Genomic DNA, 19,306 nt, shown 5'->3' with positions numbered 1-19,306 from the left:
ATCTTGCCGCTTCACAGCGCAGCCAGTACCGCCTCCAGCTTCTCCTGATCCCTGGCAAACTGGCGAATCCCTTCGGCCAGCTTTTCGGTGGCCATCGCATCCTCATTGGAGGCCCAGCGAAATTGCGCTTCAGTCAATGACTGGCGCGCTTCACCTGCGGCGCCTGGCGCCAGCTTGCGTTGCAGTGGGCCGGTGTCCTCATCCAGCTTTTGCAGCAGTTCGGGGCTGATGGTCAGGCGATCGCAACCGGCCAATTGCTCGATCTGGCTGAGCGTGCGAAAGCTTGCGCCCATCACCACGGTGTCGATCCTGTTGGCCTTGTAGTAGTTGTAGATCCGCGTCACCGACTGCACGCCCGGGTCGTCCGCGCCGGTGTAGTCCAGGCCGGTGTGCTTGCGGTACCAGTCGTAGATGCGGCCCACGAACGGTGAAATCAGAAACACACCGGCATCGGCGCAGGCCTGGGCCTGGGCGAACGAGAACAGCAGGGTCAGGTTGGTCTGGATGCCGGCTTTTTCCAGGCGTTCGGCGGTGCGGATACCTTCCCAGGTGGACGCGAGTTTGATCAGCACGCGGTCGCGCCCGACGCCGGCCTGGTCATAAAGGGCGATCAGTTGATTGGCTTTGGCCCACAGCGCGTCTTCATCGAAGGACAAACGTGCGTCGACTTCGGTGGAGATGCGTCCCGGAATTACCTTGAGAATGCCGCAGCCCACCGCCACGGAAAACTGATCGCAGGCCAGGCCCAGATCGCCTTTGGACAGGTCGAGCGCGCTACGCAGGATATCGCCGTAATGCGCGATGGCCGAAGCCTTGAGCAGCAGAGAAGGGTTGGTGGTGGCGTCCACCGGTCGCAGACGGCTGATGGCTTCCAGGTCGCCGGTGTCGCAGACCACGGTGGTGAATTGCTTGAGTTGTTCGAGTTTGGACGTCATGCGTGCAGGCCTCCGATAAGGATTGGCGCAAACCCCTGTTGTACCACTTTCCGAGCAGTCATTGATGCATTCAGACAGGCGACACAGGCCAACTGTGGGAGGGGGCTTGCTCCCGATGACGGTGGGTCAGATACGGATTAATTGGCTGACCCACCGCATCGGGGGCAAGCCCCCTCCCACATGGGTTACGGGTTGCTGGCGGGGCCGGGTTGCAGGCAATCCAGTGCGCGGTCGGCGAGGGTGCGGGCATGTCGATCAAGATCAGGCGACACAGGCCAACTGTGGGAGGGGGTTGCTGGCGGGGCCGGGTTGCAGGCAATCCAGTGCGCGGTCGGCGAGGGTGCGGGCATGTCGATCAAGATCAGGCGACACAGGCCAACTGTGGGAGGGGGTTGCTGGCGGGGCCGGGTTGCAGGCAATCCAGTGCGCGGTCGGCGAGGGTGCGGGCATGTCGCTCAAGATCAGGCGACACAGGCCAACTGTGGGAGGGGGCTTGCCCCCGATGATGGTGGGTCAGATACGGATTAATTGGCTGACCCACCGCATCGGGGGCAAGCCCCCTCCCACATGGGTTATGGGTTGCTGGCGGGGCCGGGTTGCAGGCAATCCAGTGCGCGGTCGGCGAGGGTGCGGGCCATGTCGATCAAGTGGGCGGTGGAACAGGCCATGTCGCGTCGGGTGCCTTTGAGGCCTTCGGCGGTTTCGGTGGCCGTGGTGGCGGCGCAGCGTAGCAGCGAGGAAATGTTGGCGATGGCGTCTTCGAAACTCAGGTCTTCGTGGGCAACAAAAACGGGATAGGGTGGATCGGGGACGATTTTGCTCATGCGTGAAGCTCCTGCTTGGATTGGGAGCCATTCTTTTGCCGATCTCACACGTCAAAAGGTGGCAGCTATGTGCGGGGTGAGATACCGGAAAACAGGACCCGGCCAGACCGAAGTCTGCCCGCACATAGCCGCCATAGACGGTTGTAGCGCATGGCGCCTGCTCATACACGGGATCTCACACCCGATCGCTGATATGCAGCGACGAAGCGAAGGCTAGCCAGTGGATTGAGCAGGCGCAAGGCCGAAGGATTGTCTAGGAAACGTCCTGCAAATTAAAGGGATATGGCTTGCTGGCCTTTAACAATACATGTCGAGCAGGCGATGCAGATAAGGGAGATGATTACTGACTGGGGCAGTCAGCGATCCATCAGATTTATACGACGAAGACCTCGGAATCGTCCGACTTTACCCTAAGTAAAACTCTCTTCAAAGTTGGGCCTCCTGTAACTTTAAATGCTGATCTGCCTTGTTTTAAGAATGTGGAAATAACTCAGGAGATCCGGCTCAAGTAGTGCTATGAAACAGTTCTTCAGTTTTTTAAATTTAAATTTCACTTACTCTCTTCGTCTTGGATGTAAGCGAAGGCGATGAAGGTTCTAATCGCAATAAGCACGCTAAATAAATTTTTGCCGAATCGCTTTAATTGTTTGCTAGGCGCGATCAAGTCTGGCGGAAAAATTTATAACAAATGGAATTGTATATAATGAAAGAAAAAAGCTCGTCGAAAAAATCATCTTGCCTGCTCAAGTTTTTGTACGCTATGTCTGATGTAGACGGGAAATTTAAATCCGTGACATCAGTAACAATTGTTTTTTTAATCTGTTTGTGTTTTCCCGCTATCGCATCAAGTGCAGCTGTTTTCAACACGGCAACTACAGATCAGCGACCCCCGGTAAATGATCGAGAGTTTGAAGGCCAAGAGGGTGAGGTGGATTTCAGAAGCGGCAATCTCACTATTCAACAAAAAGATCTTGCTCTGCCTGGGAATGGTGGATTGAATATCGAGGTGTGGCGAACATACGACATGCAGTCCTCATCAGCTGGCCTGCTTTCCACCTATAACAAGTCGTACAAATGGACTGCGCTTGGTCCTGGCTGGAGTCTTGGGGTCGCACCTAGGATTAGGTTCAGATACAACGAAATTACTCGACAGCAGACCCCGGAAGATCCGGCAGAAACATCTACGTCTGACGCTTTGCTTTTACGTATATGTCGTGGCAGCGACGTGACCAGTTGGAACGGTGGTTCAGAAAATCCGGTTCTGGAACTTCCAAATGGTCAGCAAGAATTACTTTATGCTGCTGGCGGGCAAAAAGCTTATTCGAAAGGCGGTTGGAAACTAGACTGTATAGGCGGCACTATAACGACAACCTCTCCAGACGGCACAATTTACAATTTTGGAAACGTTGATCGGGATCGTTACTATGGGAACTTTATAATTGCCGACACCGACGTGTTGTTAGTCAGTAACCAATCTATCTATCAGGCGCCGAATCGAGCTGAAGGTTACCTTGTAGCAAAATCTGCACAAGATGTTAATGGGAATACGCTAACCTACGAATATCGCCCTGCAGCGACGACGCCTTACGCGGTGCCAGGGAAAAGGTTCCCCGGAATTGGATCATCAACGCTATATGACTTCGATCGCGGTGACGTGAAAATAAATTCCGTGGTCGCAAGTGATGGTCGTAGAATAAACTTTCAATACGATCCGGTAACGCAAAAACTCTTGTCGATCACTGACGGATCGCGTATCTGGAGCTACGAATATCTAAATCAAAATGCAAATAATTCAACTGTCTTGAACAGAGTATTACTGCCAAGTGGCGAGTCTTGGAGTTTTTCATATGCTCCAGGCCCCTTTTTAACCATTAAGAGCAGGGTAGATACCTATTCTCCTCTTAATCAGTCGACTATCATAAGCAGAAAGCTTACTGCAGTGACCAATCCCCGAGGAGGAATCACACGTTACTCATATGGTTGGGTAACCGATCGAATCACCATGTATGCCCCTGGACAGACCTACTCAGCCAAGGTTTATCGCGAGCGCATTAATGGCAAAACCCAATCGAGCGGAGCAGAATGGAAATACGGATACGCCTTAGGAAGTATTGGGAAATATGATACTACTACGGTTGCTGGCCCTGAAGGTACAACAACCTACAGTTTTATGAGTCATAGCTACGTTGTAGCCAATCAAGGGGTAAATTACCAGAGCCAAAACGTCGGCTGGACAATTGGGCAGTTATTCAAGGTTGATTTCCCTCTGGGTAAATCTCAAGATTTTGGTTATATTCCAAGAGTATTGGTTCCACTAAAAACTTCAGTCGTTGGGCTCGGAATAGTGTATGACGACAATGTCTGGTCCGCCGATTTAGCACAGAAGACAACAATAATTGACGGCGCGTCTTATGTAACGTCGTACTCGAACTATGATGTGTATGGTAATCCCGGCACTAGAGTAGAAACCGGCCCCAATGGCGGCTCGCGTACCACCACCTATACTTACTTCAACGATCCTGCGAGATGGATTCTGGGCAAGATCGCCAGCGAAACCTCTCCAGGTAAATCGCTCACCCGCACCTTCGACGCTAATGGTAACGTTCTAACGGAAACCCGCGATGGTGTCATCGTCAGTTTCACTTACGATACCCAAGGCAATATCGCCAGCAAAACCCTGCCCGGTGGCCGCGTCTACACTTACAGCAATTACAAGCGTGGCATTGCTCAAACCGAGACCCTTCCGGAAAACATCACCATCACTCGCGTGGTCGACGATGCTGGCAACATCAGCGCACACACCAATGGTGAAGGTAAAACCACTCTCTATACCTATGATGGCATCAACCGGCTTACCTCGGTCATTCCACCTGTTGGCAACCCCAGGAGCATTGCCTATACGCCCATCAGCAAAACCTCAACCCGCGGTCCGTTGGTTGAGACCACGCAGTACGATAACTTTGGCCGGACTACCGGCATTACGTTGGCCGGCATTACCCGCACCTTCAGCTACGATGGCCTGGGGCGTAAGACCTTCGAGTCCAACCCGGGGGAGACGGTCGGAACTAGCTATCTTTATGACGCGCTCAATCGTCTGACCCGCCAGACCAATGCTGATGGAACGTTCCAGACTTACAGTTATGGCCCGGCTACTGCTTCCGTGACTGATGAACGCGGCAACCTCACCACCTATACGTATCGATCATATGGTGACCCCGATCAGCAACTGCTGATGGCCATCACCACACCGGAAAATTCGGTCAACGTAACCATCGAACGCGGCGCCAATGACTTGATGACCTCGGTCACCCAGGCGGGGCTTACACGCACGTATGGCTATGACGCACACAACTACCTCATCAGCGTGTCCAATCCGGAAACCGGCGTAACCACCTATGGGCGTGACATCGCAGGCAATCTGACGAGCAAGCAGGTGGGTGCATCGGGCACCACCCGATACACTTATGACGAACTCAATCGACTGACCTCCACGGTCTACCCCGATGCCACTCCGGCCATCACCAATACCTACAACAAAAACAGCAAGTTGCTCAGTAGTAACAGCGCTGGTGGCAATCGTAGCTTTACCTATGATGCGGCGGACAACCTGGTTCAGGACAGCTTGGCACTGGATGGCCGAGTGTTCACTACACGCTTTGCCTATAACGGTAACGACAACCTGAGCAGCATCACTTATCCAGAGTCGTCACGTATGGTGAACTATGTCCCGGATGCCTTGGGCCGCCCTACCAGTATTTCTGGTTATATCAGCGCTGTTCAATACTGGCCGTCTGGCCTGATCCAAAGCATTACGTATAACAACGGTATCGTCTCCCGCTACGGACAAAACAGCCGTCTCTGGCCAGCCAGCTTCATCACGGAAACGCCTTTCACAGCGACTCACCTCAGCAGCAACTATACCTATGACGGCACCGGTAATCTCAAAACTGTCAGTGACGATGTCGACGCGAGTTTTAACCGAACGTTGGACTACGACGGGATTAACCGTTTGACCGGTGTCGCCGGTCTCTGGGGTCAAGGCAGCATTGCCTATGATGGCGGCGGCAACCTGATCAACCAGACTTTGGGCCAAGCCAGCCTGACCTATGCCTACGACGCCAATAATCGGCTGAGTAGTGTGAGCGGTTTTAGAACTGACAGTTACGGTTACGATGCTTACGGCAACGTCAGCAGCAGTCAAGACAGCACCTACACCTATAACGATGTGCCCAATCTGGTCTGTATCAACTGCGCCAGCCCGGCGGCCAAAGTGGAATACAGCTATGACGGCCTCAACCATCGTAGTGCTGTGGTCAAGGCCAGTGGCAAGGTGTACGAGATATACGACTCAAATGGCAAACAATTGATCGAACTGGACGGGGGCACACTCACCGAATACTTCTACTTGGGCGATAAACGTGTAGCACAGCAGGTAAGCCCATGAACACAGGTAAAGGAATTACCTCAATGGATACGATAAAGAAGTTGGGCAAACGAATCGGCGTGCTGTTACTGGCGCTGATGCTTAACAACGCCGCAATGGCCGATACTGTCACTTATTTTCACAACGATATATCCGGCAGCCCGATGGCCGCTACCGACGCAACGGGCAACCTGCTGTGGAAGGAAAACTATAAGCCTTACGGGGAGAGGCTGAACCAATCAGCGCCAAGCAGTAGTAATAAGATCGGATTTCACGGCAAACCGTTCGATGACGCAACGGGTTTGTCGTATATGGGGGCACGCTATTACGACCCGGTGCTGGGGCGCTTTATGGGGGTCGATTCGGTCGACTTCCAGGCGTCCAATCTGCACAGTTTCAATCGCTACACCTATGCGAATAACAATCCCTACAAATACATAGATCCGGATGGGCGTTTCGCCTTTCTTATCGTCCCTGCTTTCTATGCGCTTACTGCGCTGGCAGCCGCCGCAACTGTGAGCGCTGTGATTAAAGGCAGAGGCAGCGACGACACCGTGGGTGGTAGGGGGGTTGTGGCCTTTGAGACCCCAGTCTCTCAAATGTCGGACGTGCCGCGCACCACCACCTATCATAATGAGAAGGCCGGCGGCGAGGAGGAAGCTAAGCAAAGCAGTTCTAAATCCGATAAAGGTCAGCGTACTCGCGGGCGGCCGTGGAAGGGAGAACCTGGCTCCACTACAGATCGAGATGCTGGAGGCAATGCTCGTAGGTTCGGGCGCGACGGTTTGCCAGAAGTAGATTACGATGGCCCCCACCCTAATGAGGCAGGGGTCGGGAGCGGCCATCATACTCATAATTGGGATAGGCCCCCAGCTGGTCTCCGGCTAACGAACAAAGATCGCAACATAAGTACTCCTTATAGCCCGTTACCTAAAAGGTGAATATGTCTATGCTGTCCAGCACTTTTCACGACAAAGAATTAATATCGATAGCTGTGATAGATGATGCGCTGACTATTGAAATTTTAACTCAAGAAAGAAAAACTAAGATACGGGTTGGTGGGCTGCAAAAATTGCTTGTTACTGACTTTAAAGAAGGTAATATTATAAACGTTGTGCGAGTAATTCATACGGGATGCTCCACTGAAAGTGTGGGCGCGGTCAGGTCATTGCTACAATACGTTTATGAAATAAGTGATAACGAATTACAGCAGGATGCCAAGCTGTCATGCTCATTTGATGAAAAAATTAAGGAGTATGAGGAAGGTTCCATATTGATTTTTGAAATAGAGCCATCTTATGGTGCGTATTTGGTTGCCGTAGGTAGGGATATATTAGAAGGAGTCTGAAATAGCCGGATTCAAATGGTTATATGCCATCCGCTATGGCGAGAACGCCTAGCCATAGCGGCTACATAAACTTACTCAAGATCAATCTAGATAGTCTAGTCATCGAGCCATGCTTCGTGCAGCAAGCAAGAGTCGCAGGTTGGTTTTGTGGGTAGAGCCTCCAAAAATAATGGAGAACCGAACCCCAATCGTTCTGATAAACTTCCTACTTTCAGGTGTATGTAGACTGGAAGTAGTCGCTGCGAAGCGTTTTCAGCCGCTCAGATGGCTGGAACTATATTAGATCGATCAATTTTGCGAGCACCACAGATGGGTGGCGGGGAGTCAAATCCTGAGGGTGGGACATCGAAGCATCATCGCGTGCGGCCATTACAGTACTGAATGGAATATGAACATGTTCGAAGTACCCATGTATCGAAAAAATGGTAGCCGTATCGAGCTACAGAATTTATTAGAAAAGGTACCTGCTAATGATTGGGTATGGCTAATTATCGAATTTGATGGCGTTGCAAATTTGCCAAATGATGAGTCGATTGACGGATTTCAGAATCGTATTCGTTGCCTGCCCAAAGGACTCGTTAAAACCTGGGAAGATATATTGAGTTTTTCCCGATGTGTTGACTATACAATCGACTGCTTAATCGTGGCGGTTTCATGTATGGAGCAAGTGGGTGTAGAAAAATTACTGGGCGATGACTTTCAAAACTGTTTAGTTTTTATCCGCGCAATTGATAGCACCGATTGGATGCTGCACGCGTCAAACTCTGAGATCTTGGATGGCTTAAAAGTGGTCACAGGTTGATCATTTTGATCGTTCCCACGCTGAGCGTAGGAACGATCAAGCAGGCAACACGAGCCAAATGTGGGAGGGGTTATGGGGTGCTGGCGGGTCCGGGTTGCAGGCAATCCAGTGCGCGGTCGGCGAGGGTGCGGGCCATGTCGATCAAGTGCGCGGTCGAACAGGCCATGTCGCGCCGGGTGCCTTTGAGGCCTTCGGCGGTTTCGGTGGCCGTGGTGGCGGCGCAGCGTAGCAGCGAGGAAATGTTGGCGATGGCGTCTTCGAAGCTCAGGTCTTCGTGGGCAACAAAAACAGGATAGGGTGGATCGGGGACGATTTTGCTCATGGATATAGCTCCTACTCGGTTGGGGCGCCATCCGGTGCCGTTTCCACACGGCAGATTGGGTGGCAGCCATACGCGGGGTGGAAACCGGGGAGTAGGACCCAGTCAGACCGAAGTCTGCCCGCGTACAGCCGCCATTGAGCGTTTGCATACGATCATGACGCCTACTCATTCCCGGGTTTCCACACCCGATCGCTGATATGCAGCGACGAAGCGAAGGCTAGCCAGTGGATTGAGCAGGCGCAAGGCCGAAGGATTGTCTAGGAAACGTCCTGCAAATTAAAGGGATATGGCTTGCTGGCCTTTAACAATGCATGTCGAGCAGGCGATGCAGTTGGGGGAATCGACGCTCAAAAATGGCTCTCACACCACCGGATCAGTATTGGCCCTCAACCAACCCGGAACCATTCCCCATTTCCCTTGTCCCCGCTTCCCATGTCACCCCCCGCCCCGCAAATCCCTTAATTTTCCAAGCCTGCCGGAAGCCTCTCCAGGCCCCCGGCTGCGCCCGTTGTTTTTTCAGGGCGCAGAGCAGCCGATTCAAGCGGCACAACGGAATACGGACATTCTTTTCAACCGTGACTTATCAGGCGGGTTTCCCCATGCAGTTCAGCGAATTACTGGCAGCGATTTCCACCCATGCGATCCGTCTGCAGACGGAAGAGGGCGACCTGATCGTCCTGGGCGATGACGACGCGCTGGATCACGCGCTGTGGGACCAACTGATCGCGCATAAACCCCAACTGCTTGAGTGGGTCGCGGCGCATGGCGGTGACTGGTCGAGCCCGGCTTATGGCATCACCCCGGACATGCTGCCACTGGTCACGCTCGACCAGCCGGCCATCGACCGCATCGTCGCGGCGATCCCCGGCGGGGCGGCGAATGTGCAGGATATCTATCCCCTGGCGCCGCTCCAGGAAGGCATGCTCTACCACCATCTTCGCGCTCAGCAGGGCGACCCCTACGTGCTGCACGCGCAGTTCGTGTTCGACAGCCGCGCACGTCTGCACGGCTTCGCCGAGGCGTTGCAATGGGTGATTGATCGCCACGATATCCTGCGCACGTCGATGGCCTGGGAGCGTCTCGACGAGCCGTTGCAGGTGGTGTGGCGCAAGGCAAACCTGGCCTGTGAAGAGGCGCATCTGGACGGCGCCGACCGCCTGGCCCAACTGCTCGCACGCTACGATGCGCGCACCTATCGCATGGACCTGGGCCAGGCGCCGTTGCTGCGCCTGGTGTTCGCCGACGACCCGGCCAACGAACGCGTGGTTGCGATGCTGCTGTTTCACCACACCATCCTCGATCACACCGCCCTCGATGGGGTGCGCGAGGAAATCCAGTTGTACCTCGCCGGCAAGCAGGCGCATGCCGCGCCGCCGGTAGCGTTTCGCAGCTATATCGCCCAGGTGCGCCAGGGTGTGAGCGAGCAGGCCCACGAAGCCTTCTTCCGCGACATGCTCGCCGACATCGACGAGCCGACGTTGCCCTTCGGCCTGCAGGACGTGCAGGGCGATGGTCTGGGCATCGACGAAGCGCGCCTGCCGGTTGAGCATGCGCTCAGCCTGCGCTTGCGCAGCCTGGCGCGTCCATTGGGTGTCGGTGTGGCAAGCCTGATGCACCTGGCGTTGGCCCGGGTGCTGGGGGTGGTGTCGGGCCGTGAGTCGGTGGTATTCGGCACCGTGATGCTCGGCCGCATGGGCGCGGGCGAGGGCGGTGAACGCGCGTTGGGCATGTTCATCAATACCTTGCCGCTGCGCGTGGATGTCGGCGAGCAAGGCGTGCGCGCCGCGATCAAGGCTACCCACGAACGCCTCACCACCTTGCTTGAGCACGAGCACGCCTCCCTGGCGCTGGCCCAGCGTTGCAGCGGGGTGGCGGCGCCGGCGCCGCTGTTCAGTGCGATGCTCAATTACCGTCACAGCGCCGCCAGCGACATGCACGCGGTGATCGACGTGGCCGAAGGCATCCAGGTGCTCGGCGCCGAAGAGCGCACCAACTACCCGCTGACGGTCAATGTCGATGACCTGGGTGAAGACTTTGCGCTGACGGTGATGGTCGATGCGTCCATCAGCGCGCAACGCGTGGCCGGTTATCTGCACACGGCCCTGGAAAGTCTGGCCGATGCGCTTGAACAGCGACCGGATATGCCGCTCAGCGGCCTGAACATCCTGCCTGACCTCGAACGCCATACCCTGCTGCACCGCCTGAATCAAAGCCCCATCAACCAAAGCCCCGCGCACTACGCCGACACCGCCCTGATCCACCAGCAAGTCGAAGCCCACGCCGCCACCCGCCCCGACGCGATTGCCGTGCGTTTCGAACAGCGCTGCCTGACCTACCGTGAACTCAACGAACGCGCCAACCAGGTCGCCCATGCGCTGCTGGCCCAGGGCGTGCGCCCCGACGCGCGCGTGGCGATCTGCGTAGAGCGCGGCCCGCAGATGATCATCGGCCTGCTCGGCATCCTCAAGGCCGGTGCCGGTTATGTGCCGATCGACCCGGCGTACCCGCAGGAACGCATCGCCTACACCCTGGGCGACAGCGCGCCGGTGGCGGTGCTGGTGCAAGCCGACACCCGGCACTTGGTGGGCAACCTGGCGCAGATCGACCTCGACGCCCTGCACCAGCAGGCCACGGTCAATCCGTGCCTGCACCTGAGCCCGGCCAACCTGGCCTATGTCATCTACACCTCCGGTTCCACCGGCCAGCCCAAGGGCGTGATGATCGAACACCGCCAGGTGGCGCGCCTGTTCAGCGCCACCCAACATTGGTTCGGTTTCAATCAGCACGACGTGTGGGCGCTGTTCCATTCCTTCGCGTTCGACTTTTCCGTGTGGGAAATCTGGGGTGCGCTGATGCACGGCGGCCAGTTGCTGATCGTGCCGCAACTGGTCAGCCGTTCACCGGATGAGTGCTACGCGCTGCTCTGCGAAGCCTCGGTCAGCATCCTCAACCAGACGCCGAGTGCGTTCCGCCAGTTGATCGCGGCCCAGGGCAACAGCGACCAGGCGCATTCGTTGCGCCAGGTGATTTTCGGCGGCGAAGCGCTGGAACCGGGCATGCTCAAGCCGTGGTATGCGCGGGCGGTGAATGCCGGTACGCAACTGGTGAACATGTACGGCATCACCGAAACCACCGTGCACGTGACCTACCGCGCGCTGGAAGCGGCCGATGCGCAGTTGGTCGGCGTAAGCCCGATTGGCGTGCGCATTCCGGACTTGCAGTTGTACATCCTTGACGCACAGCGCGAGCCGCTGCCGTTCGGCGTGGTCGGTGAGCTGTATGTGGGCGGCGCCGGGGTGGCGCGCGGTTATCTGAACCGTGACGCACTCAACGCCGAACGCTTCCTGCACGACCCGGCCACCGGCCTGCGCATGTACAAGACCGGCGACCTTGGCCGCTTGTCGGCCGACGGCAGCGTCGAGTACCTGGGGCGCAACGACGACCAGGTGAAGATCCGCGGTTTCCGTATCGAACTCGGTGAAATCCAGGCCCACCTGGCCACCGCCGACGGCGTGCGCGACGCCGTGGTGATTGCCCGGGAAGACACCCCCGGCGACAAACGCCTGGTGGCCTACGTGATTGCCGACGGCGCGCCCACTGCGGCCGCCTTGCGCGACCATTTGCTGCTGAGCCTGGCCGATTACATGGTGCCCGCTGCGTTTGTGCTGCTGGAGCGGTTCCCGCTGACCACCAACGGCAAACTCGACCGCAAGGCCTTGCCCGCACCTGATACCGACGCGTTGGCCCGGCGCGGTTATGCACCGCCCCAGGGCGCGGTGGAAACCACCATCGCCACGCTCTGGCAGGACCTGCTCAAGGTCGACCGCGTGGGGCGCGAGGATAATTTCTTCGAGCTCGGCGGCCACTCGCTGTTGGCGGTCAAGCTGATCGAGCGCATGCGCCAGGTAGACTTGAGCGCCGATGTGCGCGTGCTGTTCGGCCAGCCGACCTTGGCGGCACTGGCGGCGGCGGTCGGCGGGCACCACGAAGTGCAGGTGCCGGCCAATCTCATTGAAGAACACAGCGCGGCCATCACCCCGGACATGCTGCCCCTGGTCGACCTCGACCAGGCCGCCATCGACCACATCATCCAGGCGATACCCGGCGGCATCGCCAATGTGCAGGACATCTATGGCCTGGCGCCGTTGCAGGCCGGGATTCTCTACCATCACCTGGCAACCGCAGAGGGCGACCCCTACGTGTTGCAGGTGCAGTTCAGTTTCGCTGACCAGACGGCGGTGGACGGGTTTGTCCAGGCGCTGCACAGCGTGATCGAGCGCAACGACATCCTGCGCACCGCGATCCTCTGGGAAGGCCTGGATGAACCGGTGCAGGTGGTGCTGCGCCAGGCACCCCTGGCGGTCGAGCGGGTCGAGGCCACGGGCGACGATGCCCTGGCGTCTCTGCAACAGCGCTTCGACCCTCGTCACTATCGCCTGGACCTGTCACGCGCGTCGCTGATGCGCCTGGCGTACAGCGAGGAAGCGGGGCGCCTGGTCGGCATCCTGCTGCTGCACCATATCCTGCTCGACCACACCGCCCTGCACGTGCTGGTGCAAGAGATGAGCGCCAGCCTGTGCGGCCGCAGCGCGCAGTTGCCCGACGCGGTGCAGTACCGCAACTACGTGGCCCAGGCGCGCCTCGGTGTGAGTCAGGCGCAACACGAAGCTTTCTTCAGCGAGATGCTCGGCGATATCGACGAGCCGACCCTGGCCTTCGGCTTGCAGGATGTGAATGGCGACGGCAGCGGCATCGTCGAAGCCCATCTGCCGCTGGAGTCGGGGCTGAGCCTGGCCCTGCGCGAACAGGCGCGGCAGTTGGGCGTGAGTGCCGCGAGCCTGGTGCACCTGGCCTGGGCGCAGGTGCTGAGCCAGGTGTCCGGCCAGCGCGACGTGGTGTTCGGCACCGTGTTGCTGGGGCGCATGCAGGGCGGCGAGGGCGCCGATCGGGCGCTGGGGATGTTCATCAACACCTTGCCGTTGCGGGTCAGCCTCGGCGCCACGGGCGTGCAGGCCGGTGTGCGCGCCACCCACGCACGCCTGGCGCAATTGCTCGGTCATGAACATGCTTTGTTGTCGCTGGCCCAGCGCTGCAGTGGTGTGCCGGCGTCGTTGCCGTTGTTCAGTACCTTGCTCAACTATCGCCACAGCGCACCGGATGAAGCACCGGGTGACAGCCCGTTCGCCGCGTCCGGCATCCAGGTACTCAGCTCCGAAGAGCGCAGCAACTACCCGCTGGTGCTCAACGTCGATGACCTGGGCGCAGGCTTCGCCCTCACCGTGCAAGGCATCGCCACGCTGGACGTGCAGCGCGTGGCGGACTACATGCTCACCGCGCTGCGCCACCTGGTGACGGCCCTGCAACAGGCGCCGACCACCGCGCTGCAAACGCTGTCGATCATACCGCCGACAGAGCGCCAGCAACTGCTGGTGGAGTTTAACGACAGTCGCCGCGACTACCCTGCGCATCTGAGCGTCGCCCAGCTGTTCGAAGCCCAGGCACTGGCACGGCCTGAAGCGGTGGCGGTGGTGCAGGGCAAGCTGTCCTTGAGTTACCGCGACCTCAATCGCCGCGCCAATCGCCTGGCCCACTACCTGATCGGCCAGGGCGTGCAACCTGGCGAGCCGGTGGCCCTGGCGCTGCCGCGCGGCATCGACCTGGTGGTCAGCCAAGTGGCCGTGCTCAAGTGCGCGGCGGTGTACGTGCCGCTGGACGTCAATGCGCCGGCCGAACGCCAGGCGTTCATGGTGCAGGACAGCGGCGCCCGCCTGGTGCTGGATGACCTGGCCGGGCTGAACCTCGACGGGCTGCCGGCCGACAACCCCGAGCGCGAACAGTCCGCCGACAGCGTCGCCTACATCATGTACACCTCCGGCTCCACCGGCACGCCCAAAGGCGTACTGGTGCCCCAGCGCGGCATTACCCGGCTGGTGATCAACAACGGCTACGCCGACTTCAATGCCCAGGACCGCGTGGCCTTTGCGTCGAACCCGGCGTTCGATGCGAGCACCATGGACGTGTGGGGCGCGCTGCTCAACGGTGGGCAGGTGCAGGTAATCGACCACGCCACCTTGCTCGACCCGCAGGCATTCGGCGCCGAGCTGGCGGGTGCCACGGTGTTGTTCGTCACCACCGCGCTGTTCAACCAGTATGTGCAACTGATCCCCGAGGCACTGGCCGGCCTGCGCATTCTGCTGTGCGGCGGCGAGCGCGCCGACCCGGCCGCCTTCCGCAGCCTGCTGGCCCAGGCACCGGCACTGCGCCTGGTGCATTGCTATGGCCCGACCGAAACCACCACCTACGCCACCACCTACGAAGTGCGCGCACTTGCCGATGACGTGGAGAGCGTGCCGGTGGGGCGGCCCATTTCCAATACGCAGATCTATGTGCTGGACGCGCAGTTGCAGCCGGTGCCCCTGGGCATCACTGGCGAAATCTGCATTGGCGGCGATGGCGTGGCCAAGGGCTATTTGAACCGTCCGGACCTGAGCGCCGAAAAGTTCGTGCACGACCCGTTTTCCGAACAGCCCCACGCCTTGATGTACCGCACGGGTGATCTTGGGCGTTGGTCGGTGGACGGCTTGCTCGAATGCCTTGGGCGTAACGACGACCAAGTGAAAATCCGTGGTTTCCGTATCGAGCTGGGCGAGATCGAGGCGCGTCTGGCGAGCTGCGCGGGCATCCGCGACGTCGCCGTGCTGGCCCGTGAGGACGTGCCGGGGGACAAGCGCCTGGTCGCCTATTTCACCTGGGCCGACGCCGCGCTGGGCATCGATGAGGTACACGCCCACCTGCAAGGCCTGCTTCCCGACTACATGTTGCCCTCGGCCTATATGCCGCTGGCCCATTTACCCTTGACCAACAACGGCAAGCTCGACCGCAAGGCCTTGCCCGCGCCAGACCCGCAGGCCCTGCTCAGTCGTGCCTACGAGGCCCCCCAGGGCGAAGTGGAAACCCTGCTGGCGCAGATCTGGCAGGACGTGCTCAAGCTCGAGCGCGTCGGCCGGCATGATCATTTCTTTGAACTGGGTGGGCATTCGTTGCTGGCGGTCAGCCTGATCGAGCGCATGCGCCGCGTCGACCTGAGCGCCGATGTACGCGTGCTGTTCAGCCAGCCTAGCCTCGCGGCATTGGCGGCGGCGGTGGGCAGCGGGCGCGAAATCGTGGTGCCGGCCAATGGCATCCCGGCAGGTTGCACGCACATCACCCCGTCGATGCTCAGCCTGGTGCAACTCGACGCGGCCGCCATTGAACGCATCGTGGCCAACGTGCCGGGCGGTGCGGCGAACGTGCAGGATATCTACCCGCTGGCGCCGTTGCAGGAAGGCATCCTCTATCACCATATCAGCGCCGAACAGGGCGACCCGTACCTGCTGCAATCGCGCATGGCGTTCGACAGCCTTGAGCGCTTGCACGCTTTCATGGGCGCGCTGCAACAGGTGGTGGCGCGCCACGACATCCTGCGCACCGGGGTGGTCTGGGAAGGCCTGGACAGCCCGGTGCAAGTGGTGTGGCGCCAGGCGCAGCTGGTGGTGCAGGCCGTCAGCCTGGACCCGGCCGACGGCGGCATCATCGAACAACTGCATGCGCGCTTCGATGCGCGGCATTACCGGCTGGACATCACCCAGGCGCCGCTGCTGCGCATGGTCTACGCCCAGGACCCGGCCAATCAGCGTGTCGCGGCGATCCTGCTGTTCCATCACCTCGCCCTGGACCATACCGCCATGGAAGTGGTGGGCCAGGAGATGCGTGCCTTCATGCTGGATCAGGCCGATGACTTGCCCGAGGCCGCGCCGTTTCGCAACTACGTGGCCCAGGCGCGCCTTGGGGTCAGCGTGGCCGAGCATGAGCAGTTCTTCCGCGGCATGCTCGCCGATGTCGACGAGCCGACGTTGCCGTTCGGCTTGCACGATGTGCAGGGCGACGGCCGCACCATCGAAGAAGCCGCACGGCAGCTGCCGGCCGAGCTGGCGCAGCGGGTGCGCGAGCAGGCACGCCACTTGGGCGTGAGCGCCGCGAGCCTGATGCACCTGGCCTGGGCACAGGTGCTGGGGCTGGTGTCCGGGCGCGACGACGTGGTGTTCGGCACCGTCCTGATGGGCCGCATGCAGGCCGGCGACGGGGCGGACCGCGCCCTGGGCATGTTCATCAACACCTTGCCGCTGCGGGTCGATGTGGCGGCCGCTGCCGCCGACGCGGTCAAGGCCACCCATGCACGCTTGAGCGCCTTGCTCGGGCATGAACATGCCTCCCTGGCCCTGGCCCAGCGTTGCAGTGGGGTGGCGACGGCCACGCCGCTGTTCAGCGCCTTGCTCAATTACCGCCACAGCAGCCCCGGTGAAATGGCCCGCGACGGTCAGGGGATCTGGGAGGGCGTACAACTGCTCGGCGGCGAAGAGCGCAGCAACTATCCGCTGACCCTGAGTGTGGATGACCTGGGCGAAGGCTTTGCGCTGGCCGTGCTGGCGTTGCCGCAGATCGGCGCCCAGCGCCTGTGCGACTACATGCACAACGCCGTGGCGCAGCTGGTCGACGCCCTGGAAAACGCGCCGGCCACCCGCTTGCACCACCTGCCGATTCTGCCGACGGCGGAACGCGACACGCTGCTGCGCGAATTCAACGCCACCGCCCATGACTTCCCGCGCGGGCACACCCTGCACGGCGCCTTTGAAGTCCAGGCCGAGCGTCAGCCCGAAGCCATCGCGGTGATGCAGGACGGTGTGGCGCTGACCTATCAGCAGCTCAATCAACGCGCCAACCAACTGGCCCATCACCTGCTCGGGCTTGGCGTGCAGCCGGATGACCGCGTGGCGATCTGCTGTCGTCGCGGCCCGCAGATGCTGGTGGGCCTGCTCGGCATTCTCAAGGCCGGCGCGGGCTATGTGCCGATCGACCCGGCGTACCCGGCGGAGCGGATCGCCTATCTGTTGCAGGACAGCGCACCGGTGGCGGTACTCTCGCAAGCCTGCACCCGCGACCTGCTCGGCGGCGTCGCCAGTGTCGACCTGCACGACCCCGGCTTGCAGCAATACCCTGTGAGCAATCCGCAACTCGGCGCACTGACCCCGGCGCACCTGGCCTACGTGATCTACACCTCCGGTTCCACCGGCCAGCCCAAGGGCGTGATGGTGGAGCATCACCACGTGGAAAACCTTGTGCATTGGCATTGCGAGGCCTTCGGCCTGCGGGCTGCCAGCCATACCAGCAGCGTCGCCGGTTTCGGTTTCGATGCGCTGGCCTGGGAAGTCTGGCCGGCGCTGTGCGTGGGCGCGACCCTGCACCTGCCGCCCGCCGAGGTGGGCAATGAAAACATCGACGAACTGTTGGCCTGGTGGCTGGCGCAGCCGCTGGACGTGAGCTTTCTGCCCACCCCGGTGGCCGAGTACGCCTTCAGCCTGAACCTGCAACACCCGACCTTGCGCATGCTGCTGATCGGTGGCGACCGCCTGCGCCAGTTCAGCCAGGAACGACGGTTTGCCCTGATCAATAACTACGGCCCCACCGAAGCCACGGTGGTCGCCACCTCCGGGCGTGTGCGTGCCGGGCAGCCTTTGCATATCGGCCGGCCTGTCGCCAATGCCACCAGCTATGTGCTGGATGCGCACCTGCGTCCGGTGCCGGTGGGCGTGGCCGGTGAGCTGTATGTGGGTGGCCGCGGCGTGGCGCGCGGTTACCTGAATCGCCCGGACCTGACCGCCGAGCGCTTCCTGCAAGACCCGTTCAACCCCGGGCGCATGTACCGCACCGGCGACCTGGTGCGCTGGCTGCCCGACGGCAACCTGGAATACCTGGGGCGCAACGATGACCAGGTCAAACTGCGCGGCGTGCGGGTTGAACTGGGCGAAATCGAAAGCCGCCTGGCCGCGCTCGACGGCGTGGCGGAAGCGGTGGTGCTGGTGCGCGAAGGCCGCTTGATCGCCTGGTTCACCGAACGCCAGGCGCTGTCGATCGACACGCTGCGCGCGCAACTGCTCGCGCAACTGCCCGAGGCCCTGGTGCCGGTGGCCTACGTGAAACTTGCGGCCTTGCCCCTGACCGCCAACGGCAAGCTGGACCGCAAGGCTTTGCCGGCCCCCGATCAAGCCGCGCTGCTGACCCGTGACTACGAAGCGCCCCAGGGCGAAGTGGAAACCCGCCTGGCGCGGATCTGGGCCGACGTGCTGCAGGTGGAGCAGGTGGGGCGCCATGACCACTTCTTCGAACTGGGCGGGCATTCATTGCTGGCCGTCAGCCTGATCGAGCGCATGCGCCAGGTCGGCCTGAGCGCCGATGTGCGCGTGCTGTTCAGCCAGCCGACCCTGGCCGCGCTGGCCGCCGCCGTGGGCAGTGGCCGCGAAGTGCAGGTGCCGGCCAACCGTATTCCCGACGGCTGCCAACGCATCACGGCGGACATGCTGTCGCTGGTGACGCTGGAGCAATCGACGCTGGATCAGGTGATCGACCAAGTGCCCGGCGGCGCCGCCAATGTGCAGGATATCTATCCGCTGGCGCCGTTGCAGGAAGGCATTTTCTACCACTACCTCACCGCAGAGCGGGGCGACCCGTACCTGCTGCAATCGCACCTGGCGTTTGACAGCCTTGAGCGCCTGAACGCCTTTGCCCAGGCGCTGCAGCAGGTGATCGATCGTCACGATATCCTGCGCACCGCAGTG

8 protein-coding genes (1 of these 8 cut by a window edge) are annotated in these 19,306 nt (G+C 60.0%); 5 read left to right on the top strand and 3 right to left on the bottom strand.

Annotation, left to right across the window (positions count from 1 at the left end; all coding sequences use genetic code 11):
• Window positions 1-11 precede the first annotated feature (11 nt).
• The gene (tal, locus tag BOP93_RS15410; protein ID WP_104503325.1) at window positions 12-935 is read right to left on the bottom strand and encodes a transaldolase; all 924 of its coding nucleotides are present in this window, start codon (window positions 933-935) and stop codon (window positions 12-14) included.
• Between the two features lie 572 nt (window positions 936-1,507).
• On the bottom strand, window positions 1,508-1,759 hold the full coding sequence (locus tag BOP93_RS15405) for a DUF6124 family protein (RefSeq protein ID WP_065885027.1): 252 nt from the start codon (window positions 1,757-1,759) through the stop codon (window positions 1,508-1,510).
• Between the two features lie 703 nt (window positions 1,760-2,462).
• Here BOP93_RS15405 and BOP93_RS27845 point away from each other — a divergent pair.
• The 4 genes from BOP93_RS27845 (at window position 2,463) to BOP93_RS15385 (ending at window position 8,332) form a co-directional block, all read left to right on the top strand.
• A complete protein-coding gene (locus BOP93_RS27845; protein WP_237140359.1) occupies window positions 2,463-6,203 on the top strand; it encodes a hypothetical protein in 3,741 nt (1,246 codons plus the stop codon).
• Window positions 6,200-7,123 carry an RHS repeat-associated core domain-containing protein gene (locus BOP93_RS15395; protein ID WP_237140358.1) on the top strand — a complete coding sequence of 308 codons (924 nt, stop codon included), beginning with the start codon at window positions 6,200-6,202 and terminating at the stop codon, window positions 7,121-7,123. Before BOP93_RS27845 ends, BOP93_RS15395 begins: the two co-directional genes overlap by 4 nt.
• 8 nt (window positions 7,124-7,131) lie before the next feature.
• On the top strand, window positions 7,132-7,530 hold the full coding sequence (locus BOP93_RS15390; RefSeq protein ID WP_157943507.1) for a hypothetical protein: 399 nt from the start codon (window positions 7,132-7,134) through the stop codon (window positions 7,528-7,530).
• Window positions 7,531-7,924: 394 nt separating this feature from the next.
• On the top strand, window positions 7,925-8,332 hold the full coding sequence (locus BOP93_RS15385; RefSeq protein WP_104503321.1) for a hypothetical protein: 408 nt from the start codon (window positions 7,925-7,927) through the stop codon (window positions 8,330-8,332).
• A gap of 70 nt (window positions 8,333-8,402) precedes the next feature.
• On the opposite strand, the gene BOP93_RS15380 is transcribed toward BOP93_RS15385, so the two are convergent.
• The gene (locus tag BOP93_RS15380) at window positions 8,403-8,654 is read right to left on the bottom strand and encodes a DUF6124 family protein (protein WP_065895963.1); all 252 of its coding nucleotides are present in this window, start codon (window positions 8,652-8,654) and stop codon (window positions 8,403-8,405) included.
• Window positions 8,655-9,253: 599 nt separating this feature from the next.
• Between BOP93_RS15380 and BOP93_RS15375 the strand changes: the two genes are divergently transcribed.
• On the top strand, window positions 9,254-19,306 hold the 5' portion of the coding sequence (locus BOP93_RS15375; protein ID WP_104503320.1) for a non-ribosomal peptide synthetase. Its footprint extends 2,886 nt past the window's final position; only the first 10,053 of its 12,939 coding nucleotides appear in the window; its start codon is at window positions 9,254-9,256; the stop codon falls past the right edge of the window.

Source organism: Pseudomonas orientalis, from assembly GCF_002934065.1.
Lineage (GTDB): Bacteria > Pseudomonadota > Gammaproteobacteria > Pseudomonadales > Pseudomonadaceae > Aquipseudomonas > Aquipseudomonas orientalis_A.
Note: the sequence above shows the minus strand (reverse complement) of the source record. Positions and strands in the feature narration are given on the sequence as shown.